This window comes from Streptomyces humi (genome assembly GCF_001005085.2).
Classification (GTDB): domain Bacteria; phylum Actinomycetota; class Actinomycetes; order Streptomycetales; family Streptomycetaceae; genus Streptomyces; species Streptomyces humi.
The window spans coordinates 1-12,156 of record NZ_LBMU02000045.1; the positions used below are offsets into that span (position 1 = coordinate 1).

The 12,156-nt window shown below is 71.2% G+C and carries 12 protein-coding genes; 7 read left to right on the forward strand and 5 right to left on the reverse strand.

All coding sequences use genetic code 11. From position 1 onward, the window contains the following. Window positions 1–1,029 precede the first annotated feature (1,029 nt). Together AAW13_RS47785 and AAW13_RS20680 are read right to left on the reverse strand one after the other, a co-directional pair. Entirely contained in the window at window positions 1,030–1,527 is a 498-nt protein-coding gene (locus AAW13_RS47785; RefSeq protein ID WP_071659620.1) for an HD domain-containing protein, read from the reverse strand. Then, the gene (locus tag AAW13_RS20680) at window positions 1,524–1,856 is read right to left on the reverse strand and encodes a PadR family transcriptional regulator (RefSeq protein ID WP_046729483.1); all 333 of its coding nucleotides are present in this window, start codon (window positions 1,854–1,856) and stop codon (window positions 1,524–1,526) included. The genes AAW13_RS47785 and AAW13_RS20680 overlap by 4 nt, the downstream gene beginning before the upstream one ends. A gap of 205 nt (window positions 1,857–2,061) precedes the next feature. Between AAW13_RS20680 and AAW13_RS20685 the strand changes: the two genes are divergently transcribed. Both AAW13_RS20685 and AAW13_RS20690 read left to right on the forward strand, forming a co-directional pair. After that, window positions 2,062–2,607, forward strand: a complete 546-nt coding sequence (locus AAW13_RS20685; protein WP_046729482.1) for a MarR family winged helix-turn-helix transcriptional regulator — start codon at window positions 2,062–2,064, stop codon at window positions 2,605–2,607. Next, window positions 2,600–3,448, forward strand: coding sequence for a GRP family sugar transporter (locus AAW13_RS20690; protein WP_046729511.1), 849 nt, complete (start codon window positions 2,600–2,602; stop codon window positions 3,446–3,448). Before AAW13_RS20685 ends, AAW13_RS20690 begins: the two co-directional genes overlap by 8 nt. Here AAW13_RS20690 and AAW13_RS44215 read toward each other — a convergent pair. Beyond that, the gene (locus AAW13_RS44215; protein WP_167391723.1) at window positions 3,391–3,717 is read right to left on the reverse strand and encodes an aldehyde dehydrogenase family protein; all 327 of its coding nucleotides are present in this window, start codon (window positions 3,715–3,717) and stop codon (window positions 3,391–3,393) included. The two genes, AAW13_RS20690 and AAW13_RS44215, sit on opposite strands and share 58 nt — an antisense overlap. Before the next feature lie 595 nt (window positions 3,718–4,312). Further along, the gene (locus tag AAW13_RS20700) at window positions 4,313–5,011 is read right to left on the reverse strand and encodes a TMEM175 family protein (RefSeq protein ID WP_240528666.1); all 699 of its coding nucleotides are present in this window, start codon (window positions 5,009–5,011) and stop codon (window positions 4,313–4,315) included. 416 nt (window positions 5,012–5,427) lie between these two features. Here AAW13_RS20700 and AAW13_RS20705 point away from each other — a divergent pair, with 416 nt between their 5' ends. The 5 genes from AAW13_RS20705 to AAW13_RS20725 all read left to right on the forward strand — a co-directional run bounded on the left by AAW13_RS20705 (window position 5,428) and on the right by AAW13_RS20725 (window position 9,923). After that, a complete protein-coding gene (locus AAW13_RS20705; RefSeq protein ID WP_046729481.1) occupies window positions 5,428–6,399 on the forward strand; it encodes a helix-turn-helix domain-containing protein in 972 nt (323 codons plus the stop codon). 732 nt (window positions 6,400–7,131) lie between these two features. Then, the gene (locus AAW13_RS20710) at window positions 7,132–7,413 is read left to right on the forward strand and encodes a DUF1918 domain-containing protein (RefSeq protein WP_206306253.1); all 282 of its coding nucleotides are present in this window, start codon (window positions 7,132–7,134) and stop codon (window positions 7,411–7,413) included. Continuing rightward, window positions 7,410–8,297, forward strand: a complete 888-nt coding sequence (locus AAW13_RS20715) for a universal stress protein (protein WP_071659622.1) — start codon at window positions 7,410–7,412, stop codon at window positions 8,295–8,297. The genes AAW13_RS20710 and AAW13_RS20715 overlap by 4 nt, the downstream gene beginning before the upstream one ends. Window positions 8,298–8,407: 110 nt before the next feature. After that, window positions 8,408–9,418, forward strand: a complete 1,011-nt coding sequence (locus AAW13_RS20720) for an Acg family FMN-binding oxidoreductase (RefSeq protein WP_046729480.1) — start codon at window positions 8,408–8,410, stop codon at window positions 9,416–9,418. Window positions 9,419–9,461: 43 nt separating this feature from the next. After that, on the forward strand, window positions 9,462–9,923 hold the full coding sequence (locus AAW13_RS20725) for a CBS domain-containing protein (protein ID WP_046729479.1): 462 nt from the start codon (window positions 9,462–9,464) through the stop codon (window positions 9,921–9,923). Window positions 9,924–10,336: 413 nt separating this feature from the next. Here the strand turns inward: AAW13_RS20725 and AAW13_RS20730 are convergent, their stop codons facing one another. Then, window positions 10,337–12,055 (reverse strand): sensor histidine kinase, encoded by a 1,719-nt coding sequence (locus AAW13_RS20730; protein WP_046729478.1) that lies wholly within the window; start codon window positions 12,053–12,055, stop codon window positions 10,337–10,339. Window positions 12,056–12,156 lie beyond the last annotated feature (101 nt).

Consider the following 12,156-nt stretch of genomic DNA (forward strand, 5'->3'; position numbering starts at 1 on the left):
GCAGTCGGCTTGACTTCGTCATTGAGACTCCCGGGGCATCGCCACCGCCTTGCCGGCCGTGGCCGAGGAGACAGCTCGTAGAGCCGGCAGTCATCTGGCCTTCGCCAAGGTCCGGATCGGTGCCTTCGTCACCATGCGCTGGTACCGCAGGCGCGGCTGCACCGTTGCCGCCCAGTCTGAGCCCGTGGTCTTCCGGACCCAGCCGGGGTTCGAGTCCTGCGACGACGGATCGGACGGCTACCAGCTCGCGGTGAAGGCCCCAACAGCCGGGCGTCGTTGTGCGCCGGCGCATGGAGCGTGGCTCCTCCGTGCTGATTGCGGAACACGGTGGGAGAGGCAGCCGACGCTGACGTGCTGTACGAGCAGTAGGCGGCGCGCCCCGCCCGGCACGCTCTGCCCAGGGGGGCAAAGTGCCGGGCGGGCTCAGGGTGAGGAGGCTTGCTGTGTGGGTGCCCTGCGGCGCGACCATGTGCTGGGCTCGGCAGGTTGCCGTTGACGACGATGGCCGCGACGAGGGACGGCGCCTCGGGGGTGGCCAGGCCGTGGAGGGCCGGCTGGAGGGTGGCGAGGTAGTTCTCCGGGACGGCGATGGGGGGATGTCTTGCGGCTCATGTCGAGGATGCACAGGATCGACAGGCGTGCGCCGTCGGCGGCCGCGAACTGGGAGGGCTGCCCCATGTACTTGGGGGCGCTCTGCTCGGTGACCTGGCCTTGCGTTCCACCTTCAGCTCGGCGGTGATGCCGTCGTGGCGGACATCGAGGTGGCCGAGCGCGAGGGGGCTGCCGCCCCCAGGCGGCCGTCGAGTTCCGGCTCTGCCTGCGGGCCCTGTGCACAGCAGTGCTCGAGGACTTGGACCAGGCGTGGACGGGGGCGACTGGCGGGCGTCAGACACCTGCGGCGAGGGATCAACCGTGGCTGGCACGAAGCACTGCCTACGTGCTGAGGGAATGGTTGAGCGTGCGGGAGGTGCACCCACCGGATCCAGGCTGGTCGACCTCCACTTCGTCGACAGCCTCGTCGACCTGTCACTACGTTGCCTGATCTCCCAAGCTCGGTCGCTGTGGAGCGATCGGCCGGGCGAGGGGCGTGCTGCTTTCACCGCGCGCACGAGTGGCTGACGGCTTGCTCCCGGCCCGGCCGTGGGCAACTGACCGCCGAACCATTCGGGCTTGATCACCGAAAGGGGCAGTGCCCCCGTTGTTGGGGAGACTTGCTGCCGGCGAGGTCAGGTGCTGCCGTTTCGGGTGGCCGGGGAGGGCGTGCTGGAGGGCGGCGCAGACCACGGTCGGCGGCATACCGACGTCGGCGACGATATGGGAGACGGCAAGGCAGTGGGTCAGGTACGGGTCGCCGCTGCGGCGAGTCTGTCCCGCGTGCCAGCGGGCGGCCTCCTCGTGGGCGAGTTCGACGGGAGCGAGGTCGGCGGCGGGGTGGTGTACCCGCACGGCGCCCAGCAGGCTGTCGAGGGACGGGCTGATGCCGTGTCGGCTGCCCGGCCGGGTGGCTAACCGGTGCCGTGCCTTCATGACACTCCCCCCTCGCCGACCGGGTGCGCTGCCACCCAGCCCGGCAACGGCTTTTTGCGGGCGCGGTAGGCCCGCGCGAGGGCCAGTCGGGCCTGTTCGGCTCCATCGTCGGTGATCCGGTAAAAGCGGCGGCGCGGCCGTCCGGCTTCCTCGTGCACGGCTGGGTCTTCCCAGACACTGTCCGCCCAGCCGGCCTGTTCCAGCCGGGCGAGGATCGGATAGATCGTGCCCGACGGCAGTCCCGCCAGTTCGCACAGCTCAAGGCCGTACCACTGCTTGGCGGGATCCTCCAGCAAAGCCCGCAGCACCAGTTGGGTCTGAAGGGTCATACGCGGACTACCCATACTCGTACTCTACATAGCCTATATATGGGATGTCTAGAGAATGTAGCGGACCTACTCACCACGTTCGCCGCGCCGGCCGACACGGCGCGGCAGCCCGGCACCTCCGAGCGGCTGCCGGTGCCATTCCAGGTGTCTTCCCGAGCCGTGAAACGTCGGGTTTACAGCACCTCAGCAGGATCACGCATGAGTCATGCATGACGATTTCCGTACAGCGAATCTTCTGGGGGCCGCCACGCTGGCCCTCAGTGACGTGGTGGTGGCCGAGGCGACCAGGGCGGCCGGCACCAGTTCGAGCGGGGCTGCCGCGCTGGTGGTGTTGTCCACGGATCCCGGCTTGAGCGTGACCGAGCTGGGGCGGCGCGTGGGGCTGAGCCAGTCCGCGGCGGCTCGTATGGTCGGCGGCCTGGAGAGTCAGGGATTGGTACACAAGGAAGCCAGTTGGGGAGGATGGGTCCGTCTCCGGCTCAGTGATCTGGGTGAGCAAGCGGCACGCACTCTTCTCGCCTGCCGGAGCGACGTGCTGCGCCAGGCCCTGAGCCACCTCGACGACGGTGAGCGGGAACAGCTCGGCACGTTGCTGAGCAAGCTGTTGACGGGTTTGTACCGGCAGCCTGGTGACGCTGAGAAGATCTGTCGGCTGTGCGACCGGAGCGTCTGTGTCGTGGGGGGTGAGAGCTGCCCGGTGGGCCAGGCGGACCGGGACCACCAGGTGAGCCGCGAGCGTGACCATGGGTGAACTGCTCGCCCTGCTGTCCGCCCTGTGTTTCGGCATCACGCATTTCGTCAACGGGCTGGTGTCGCGCAGACACAATGGCCTGACCGTGGCGCTCCATGCCCAACTGGGCGGTACCGTGCTTGGCTTGCTCCTGGCTCTGTTCCTGGAAGCCGGATCCGCCACGCTTGCCGACTACGCGTGGGGAGCGATCTCGGGGGTGGGGACGGGAGTGGGTGTGGCTTTCCTGTACCGCGCGATGTCGCAGGGCGCGATGAGCGTGGTCGTCCCGGTCAGCGACGTGGGAGCCGTGGCCCTTCCGGTCCTGGTGGGGGTGTGTTTCCTCGGGGAGCGCCCGGCGCTGCCCGCATGGGTGGGGATCGCTGCTGTCCTTCCGGCGCTGTGGCTCGTCTCGCAGAGTACGCCGGACCCCGACGACAAGCAGCAAGGGGCGGTGTCCGCAGGTGTGCCCAGTGCCCTCATCGCCAGTGCGGGGTTCGGTGTTCAATTCCTGGCCATGGCACAGGTGGACAAGGACAGCGGCTTGTGGCCGGTTGTGGTGAGCCGAGTGGTCTCTGTCGCGGTCATAGCCGCGGTTCTCGGATCCCACGGTGCCGGCTGGAGGTCGACGGGATGGCCATGGGCGGCCACCGTGGCCGCCGGCGCCCTGGGCACCCTCGCCGTCGTGTTGTATCTGGAGGCCACCAGGCAACAGCTCATGGCCATCGCCACCGTACTCTCCGCCCTGTACCCCGCCATCCCTGTCCTCCTCGCCCTGGTGCTCCTGAAGGAGCGCCTGAACCGCCCTCAGACCGCCGGTCTGGCCTGTGCGGCCTTTGCCATCGGGCTCATTGCGCTGGGATGAAACCGCCGGCCCTCCGTCACCGTGGGCCGGCGAGTGCGGTCCTTGCCGTAGCCGGAGTGCTGGAAGCCACTGTGGGGCATCTCGGCGGCGACCGGGATGTGACAGTTGATCCAGACACAGCCGGCGTCGATCTTCCGGGCCATGGTCATCGCGCGTCGGTGGTCCCGCGTCCAGACCGAGGACGCGAGACCGTACCGCACTCCGTTGGCGAGACGGAGGGCTTCTTCGTCACCGCTGGAGGGCTGGACGGTGATGACCGGCCCGAAGATCTCCTAAGTACCCCTGGCCCGGCAGGGCCTGTCCCCCAGTGACCACCTGGGCGTGCGAGGGAAGGATTCGGAGATGGTCCTGGACCCGGGGCAGCTGTGCGGCGCTGTTCGGCGGGGAACGGCGCCGACTACCGCGCCGCGGTCATCACGCGCAGCTCGGCCTCGTGGCCTCCCGACACCAGCGAACCGGGCCCTGCGCACCTCAGCACAACAGCGAGGTCGAGCGTTGTCAGCGCATCCTCGCCGAAGAGCTGCTCTACGCTCGCAACCGGACCTCCGAAGCAGAGCAGGACCGGGCGACCACAACGGTCAGCACATCGGCCGTAGGCCCTGCTGAAGTTCGGCGAGAGCCGGTCGGGTGGGGGGCAGGGCCGGCTACGGTCCGGCCGCGCCGGCGAAGTTTCGTGATCAAGACCGAGGCACGGGTAGCAGTGGGGCCGGGCAGATGGTGTTCTGCCCGGCCCCACCCTGCGCACCGTGGCCGCAGCATCCCCGAGGGGCGGGGCAGTTGCCCTCTGGGTTCAGACGGGTGCCTGAGCCGCGGGGAAGTTGCCCCCTGGGCTCAGACGGGTGCCCGGCACGGCCGTTCCAGCGGTCAGCGCGAGCTGCGCCGGCCCGTGAGGCGCACCCGTCCCGGCAGGATCAGTAGCAGAAGGCTCCAGTACTGCAACACCGGTACGGCGAGGGCGATGACGAACGCGACGGCCACGGCGATGACGTTGACGTAGCTGTCGGTGTACAGGTGTGCGATCCTCCGGCGGGTCTCTTCGCCATCCCCCTCGACCATGAGCGGGTTGCCCTTGAGGATCTTCAACATGGCCAGTCGGCACACCATGCCGGCCAGGAGCACCGCGTAGTAGAACGCCGCCACGAACCGGTCGCGGCCGAAGGCGCCGATCATCTCCGCCGGGAGCGGGAGCACGACGACCGACAGGAGCCACCCCATGTTCCACACCGTCAGGGAACGGGTGGCCTTGTTGACCGTCGAGAAGGCCCGGTGGTGCTCCCGCCAGATGTTCGCGATGACCGCGAAGCTGAGCAGGAAGCTCCAGACCTGGTCGAGGTGACCGGTGATCACCTCGCCGGCGCCCTCGTGGGCGGACGCGGCCTCGGGGACGAGGTCCACCAGCGGCAGGATCAGCAGGGTGATGGAGATCGCCGTCACCGCATCGGTGAACAGCACCAACCGCTCCCCCGAGAGACCCCCCTCGATCCTGTCCGGCGCGGGAGCCGACGGCGCTCCGGGGCCGACCCGTCCTGTGCCGGTCTCGTCGATGACGCCTCTGGCACTCACGTGTTTGCACCTCTTTCTTTTCATGTCCGTCGCGCCTGCCGTGGCTACCGGACCCAGCTGGTCATGGACGTTCCGACGAACTGCGCGTACTCCACAGGAAAGATGCGTCGTGCGGCGGCTCAGCGCCAACGAGACTCTCGACGAGAGTCACGACGGATTCGGGCACCGAAAACTCCAGTCGGTGGGTGGATCGGTCCTGGACAGACGGATCAGCGCCCAGGCAGTCGGAACCAGGCCCCGAAGGTCCGGCGCCACGCTCTTCTCCGGGGAAGGCAGAAGTCGCCCGCTCATGATCACAGGGCCCGGCGGCCGGCGCCTTGTACCAGTCGGCCCCGTGCGTTGTACTTCCGTGCCCCATGGCCGCACGGCGGGCCTGGCCCGGCGGTGGTGCCCAGGGGCGGAGTAACTTGATCTGGATGAGCACCGAAGCCAGCGTGTCCCCGTGGCGGGTCGGGGACCCCTCCACGCCGGTGATTGACATCGCCGTGCCGTACGCGAACGAGAACCGGAACCGTGTGCTGCTCAGGGAGTGGCGGCGGCAGGGCAGCGAACAGGTGCCGGCCCCGCCCATCCGGCTGCCGCGGCACGGCGCAGGGACGTACCGCGCTCGCATCTGGAAACAGAACCTGCTCGACTTCTTCCTCGAGGACCAGTACAGCGACGCGGTCGCGGGGAGCACCGGAGGTCCAGGCGGACACCTCGAGGACCGGATCGTGACGAGCGTGACGCTCAGCGGTGAATGGCGCTTCGACACGGGGAGTCAGCGGGCCACCGCGGCGGCCGGAATGCTCTGCGTGCGAAGGAACGAGGACCCGTGGGACTTCGAGGTCGCCCGGGGCACCCGGGCGGTCACCCTGGTCCTTCCCGCGAGCGAGATCCGCTTCCCGACGAACACGCGGGCGGTCACCGCAGAACAGGCGTCGCCCGCCGCGGCTCTTCTGCTCGCCCAGCTCCGACTGTGGGCGGAACTGGCGGACGGACTCGGTGCCGTCGCTGCCGGCGCCGCCCGCAACGCGACTCTGGAACTGTTCAGAGGGCTGATGTACGACCAGGTCATCGACGATGCGGAGTTCGCACCCGCGCTCCTCAGGGCGGCGATGGATCACATCGAGGCCAGGCTGCTCGCCGACCCCGACCTCAGCCCCCAGGGGATCGCGGCGGCCCTGAACGTGTCCGTCCGCACCCTCTACCGCGCATTCGGTCAAGGGGTCGCGTCGCCGGTCATGGGGTATGTGCGCGAACGCCGTCTCGAACGCGCCAGGGCGGAGTTGCTCTCGACGCGCCTGACGGTGTCCGAGATCGCCGCTCGCTGGCACTTCACCGACAGCAGCCATTTCGTCAAGGCATACAAGAAACGATTCGCCGAGACTCCCACAGCGCGCCGGTAGGACTCCCCGGACTTCAGCAATCTCCCCCGATGGGGCGAACCGCGCGGCACCGGTCCGCGCGGCGCGAAACGGAACTCACGGCGGAACGCATGAAACTGCCTGCCCCCGCCGCGATATGCCACCCCGCTGCTCGCCGCGCTGGCGTTGCGAGACGCGGGGGCTGGGTGCGTCCCGGCTGCGCCGGCGCGGCAAGGACTCCGACCCGCTGGTCCCCCTGACCCGCGAGGCCGCCGTCAGGTTCGGTCTCCCGAGCGTCTGGAGGACCGCCGCGGACTGCGCCTGAAGGAAGGCCACCCCGTCCTCAAACACCGGCCAAGGCCACATGGCAGCTCGTCAAGCGTGGGTTCGGACCGCGGGCGCTGATCTACCGGCCCGCGCAGGAACACGTACTCCCGCGCAGGAACACGTACTTCGGCGTGCGGGCCCGGGGCCGGCCCCGGACGCGGGATGCGGCCGGGCAGCGTGCCCGCCGGTTGGCCGACCCCGCGTCGCGGTACGGGATCCCGTCGTACTCCGCGCCCTCTCTGCGTGCCCGAGGCGAGACCGGTGAACGGGTGCGACGGCCCACCGGCGGCAGCCACCGGAGTCCCCCGGGTCCAGGACCTCGCGGCGCCCCGGTCCCCGCGTGGCCGGCATCGCGGGACCAATGGCCCTGGCAGCCACCGCACGCGGAGGGCTTTGATGGAATCCACGGCGGCTGCTGTCCACACCGCCGTGGAGGAGACGAGGACGATGACCGCTCCCGCACCGATCAGGAAGACGGACCCGCGCACCCGCCCCGAGGCCACCCGCGCCTCCGTGCGTGCCCGCGTGGGCGACGAGATCGTCGTGCACGGCACCACGGACGGGGTCGTGGGCCGGGACGGCGAGATCGTCGGTGTGCGCCATCATCCGGACGGCACCTCGCCGTACGACGTGTACCGGCCCGACGACGGGCGGGTGCCCCTGCTTCGCGGGACCCGCCGCGTAGGTCAGGCAGCCGGCACCCGAACCGGCGGCCGGAGGCAGCCATGACCAGGGCAGGTGACCGACGGCCGATCGTGGTGGGGCTCGCTCCGGATCCCGGCCTGCGGACGGCGCTGGCCTGGGCGGCCGACGAGGCGGCCCGCCGTCGGCTGCCGTTGCGTGTCGTGCATGCCGAGGGCGTGCCGACGCGCGGTTACCGGGGGCGGGAGGTCCCGCCCTCCTGGGAGGAGTGGAACGCCTCCCTGCACAAGGCGGGGCGGCACCTGCTCGACGAGGCCGTGGACTTCGTCGCGGCGAGGCACCCGGACGTCGAGACGGACACCCTTCTCGCGGAGGGCGATGCCGTCTGGGTGCTGCGCGAGCAGAGCCGCGAGGCCCAGGCCGTCGTCCTGGGCTCGCAGCACCTGAGCCGGGCCCAGGAGGTGCTCGGCACCGCCTCGGTCGCCGTGCCGGTCATGGCCCACGCGCACTGTCCCGTGGTCGTCGTACCGGAACCGGAACACACGACGCAGGAACCCGCGTTCTTCGTCGTCGGCGTCGACGGCAGCGAGCACTGCGCCCCCGCCGTCGACCTGGCCTTCGAGGAGGCGGCCTTCCGTGGGGCCGAGCTGCGAGCCCTGTACGTGTGGCAGCCGGGGCCGCTGCGGATCTTCGACGAGTACGAACCTCAGCAGGAGGACCGCCGTCTGCTCTCGGAGATCGTGGCCGGGCGCCACGTGCGCCACCCGGAGGTGGACCTGCGTCACGAACTGGTCGTCGGACATCCCGTACAGATGCTCACCGAGGCCTCGGCGCACGCGCTGGGCCTGGTGGTCGGCACCCGGGGGCGCGGCGGCTTCGCCGGGATGCTCCTGGGCTCGGTCAGCCAGGGTGTGCTGCACCATGCCCGGTGCCCCGTCCTGGTCGTTCCGTCGGCGGCTGCGACGGCCTGAGCAGCCGTGGCCATAGGTCCGCCTGGCCCCTCACCGGGTCCATGCGGCCCCTGCCCCGCGGCGCCGGTGATCGCCCACGCTGGAAGCGGGGCCCGGCGAAGGGAGTCACCGTGACCGCTCGACCCGTGGACGCGAGCACGCTCACCGCGCTCGTGGCCGACGCCACGGCTGCGCCGTCGCTGCACAACGCGCAACCCTGGAGATTCCGTTATCTGTCCGCCGACGGCGTCCTGCTGTTGTACGCCGACGTGTCGCGTGCGCTGCCCCGCACCGACCCCGACGCCCGCGGCCTGCACATGGGCTGCGGGGCCGCGCTGCTCAACCTGCGCGTGGCCGCCGTCGCGGCCGGACGAGCCCCGGTCGTACGACTGCTGCCGGATCCGACGGACCCGACGCTCCTCGCCGAAGTGACCCTGGCCGGCGCCGACCGGCCCGATCAGACCCTCGCCGGTCTGTGTCCTGCGATCCCCCGGCGCCACTCCAGCCGCCATCCCTACAGCGAGCGGCCGATACCGGCCGACCTGCGGGACCGGTTGTGCGACGCGGCGAGTGCCGAGGCTGTGCAGCTGGTCTTCCCCGGTGCCTGGCATGTGCAGGAGCTGCTGGAGCTGGTGCAGGACGCCGAGGGCCGCGAGGCGCTGGACCCGGAGTTGCGCGCGGAGACGGCCCGCTGGACCCGGACGGGGCCGTCGGGCGGCGGCCGGGCGTCGGACGGGATACCCGCCGAGGCGTTCGGCCCCGCCCGGTACGGTCCGGCGACCCCGGTACGGGACTTCGCAGCCGGACGCCCGGTGCCCGGACGCGGCTGGGCGGTGTTCGAACGCAATCCGCATATCGCGCTGCTGGGTACCGGCCACGACGGACCGGCGGACTGGCTGCGCGCGGGCCAGGCCCTGGAGCGGGTCCTGCTGACGGCCACGGCGGGCGGGCTGGCCACGTCGATGACGTCCCAGACGCTGGAGTGGCCGGAACTGCGGTGGGTGTCCCGCGACCCGAGCTCCGGGATCGCCCACGTGCAGATGGTGATCCGGCTCGGCTACGGCCCAGAAGGCCATCCCAGTCCCCGGCGCCCGGTGACCGAGGTGCTGGACGTCGTCCCGGACGCGGTGAGCAGGCCGTGACCGGCGTCGTCCGCTTCCATGATCTGCGATGAGGAGTGGTCGTATGAAGGTCTCCGAGGTGATGACCTCGCCGCCCGTCACGGTCACTCCGTGCGTACGGCTTGCGGAGGCGGCCCGGCGAATGGCGGAGGCCGCCGTCGGGTCGCTGCTCGTCGTCGACGACGAGGGGGCACTCGCCGGTATCGTCACCGACCGCGACATCGCCCTGCGGGGTCTGGGCGGCGGCCAGGCCCCGGACACGACGGTGGAGGCGGTCATGTCGCCCCGGGTGGTCACCGTCGACGCGGGCGACGACCTCCAGGCGGCCTACCGGGCCTTCCGCCGTACCGGCGTGCGCCGGCTGCCGGTCCTGGAACTGGGCCGGGTGGTCGGCGTGCTCACCACCGACGACCTGCTCCTCGATGTCTTCCGCCGGCTGGCCGACCTCCTGGGGCCGGTCGCCCGCACCGTGCTACAGGAACCGTCGGAACGCGACCGCGCGGGCGGAGCGCCGCATGGGTTCTGATCCGGCTCCCGGGACGCCCGCGGTACGCGAACGCTCCTCGGCCGTGTCTGCCACGTCACCGGCGATCCGGCGGCCCCACGAATCCGGGCGCCGCCCCCTCCGTCCCTTCCCTCCCCTGCCTCCCCGCCACGGACGTCTTCGTCGCCCTGGGAAACACCCCACACGGCCCAGCCGACCAGCACCGCCGACGAGGGCCGGCGTCCGGAGGACGAGCAGGATCCAGGCCTCCACCAAGGGCGACGACCGAGCAGGTCATCACGTCGCGCACGACGGACGGGTACCGGTCATGGCGACCTCCACGGGGCTGGTGCCGTCCTACGACACCTTCAGCCTCGGTCGCCCGCTCCCGCCGGGGCAGAGGCCGAGCGCCCTTCCGCGGCGGTCCGATCCCCTCCCCGCAGGGGCAGCGGCGCCTACGGCGTCGTGACGGGCACCCGCCACACCAGCGTCGTACCGCCGCCCTCGGGACAGTCCCACTCCAGGCCGCCGCCGAGTTCCGCCGCCCGCTCCGCCATGTTGCGCAGCCCGCTGCGCCGGCCGCCGGGCGGGATGCCCACACCGTCGTCCTGGACCGTCAGCAGCAGGTCACGGCCGTCGGTCGAGAGGACGACCTCGGCGCGACCGGCGTGGGCATGCCGGGCGATGTTGGTGAGGGCTTCGGAGAGGACGGCCACCGCGTGGTCGGCGATCTCCTTGGGTACATCGGTGTCGAGCAGGCCCTCCATACGAAGGCTCGGGGCGAAGCCCAGGACGGGGGCCGCCTCCCCGGCCGCCCGCACCGCGCGAGCCCGCAGCCCCGCGCCGGGGCCGCCTTCGCGAGCCTGGAGCCCGAAGATCGTCGAACGGATGATCTTGATGGTCTCGTCGAGGTCGTCCACGGCCCGCAGCACACGCTCGGACGCCTCGGTGTGCTCGATGAAGCGGCCGGCGCTCTGCAACGTCATCCCGGTGGCGAACAACCGCTGGATGGCCAGGTCGTGCAGGTCCCGGGCGATGCGGTCACGGTCCTGGAGGACGGCGATCTCCTCGGCGGACCGCCGTCGTTCGGCCAGCTCCAGCGCGATCGCCGCCTGCGCCGCGAAGCCCCGCAGCATCTCCGTCTGGTCTGCGGCGAAGAGCGGACCGCCGGACTCGCGCGCCAGCAGCAGCACACCGCGCACTCCGCTGTCGCCGGTGCCGATGGGGATGGCCACGGCGGGGCCGAGCCCCAGGAAGCGGGGCGGTTCGGGAGTGATCCGCTCGTCGTGGGTGACGTCCTCGCTGGAGACGGGAGCACCGGCCGAGAAGGCCAGGCCCATCAACGTCCGGTCCAGCGGCAGCACCAGGCCGCGGTGGGCGTCCGCGTCCGTGCCGACGGCGATCTCCACGCCGAGCGGGCCGGTCTCCTCCATCGGCATCGCGACGGCGGCCAGCGCCGATCCCGTGATGTCCCGGGCCCGCTCGGCGATCAGGGCCAGGGCCGCGCCGGGGTCGCTGTCGGACATCAGACTGTGCGTGATCTCCGCGTTGACCCGCAGCCACCGCTCCCGCTGCCGGGACTCCTCGTAGAGACGGGCGTTGTCGATGGCGACGCCCGCTGCCACGGCGAGCGTCGACGTCACCGAGACGTCCTCGTCGTCGAACTGCGCCCCGCCCCGCTTCTCGGTGAGGTACAGGTTGCCGAAGACCTGGTCGCGCACCCGGATGGGGACGCCGAGGAAGGTGTTCATCGGCGGGTGGTGGGGCGGGAAGCCGTACGAGGCCGGGTGTTCGGAGATCTTCGCCAGGCGGAGCGGCTCGGGGTGACGGATCAGCTCGCCGAGGATCCCGTGGCCCTCCGGGTAGGGACCGATCCGGGCGATGTCCTCCTCGGCGACGCCGACCGTGTGGAAGGCGGACAGCCGGCTGCCGTCCGGCCCGATCACGCCGAGGGCCGCGTACCGGGCGTCGACGAGGGCCGCCGCCGCCTCGACGATGCTGTTGAGGGCCTGCTCCAGGTCCAGCTCCCGGCCTACCGACAGCACCGCCTCCAGCAGACTGTGCACCCGGTCCCGGGTGCCACGGGCCGCGTCCAGCCGCGCCTGCAACTCCTCCAGCAGCTCGTCGAGCCTGAGCTGCGGCAGCCGGACACGAGCCTCCTGCCTGCCCTCCACGGCCGTCCTCCAGATCCAGTCGCCTCACGCGTACCGGCAGGTCCGGTCAGGGGACACGTTAGTCGGCACCGGTACCGGAGGGGACCGGGAACGGGTCAGGT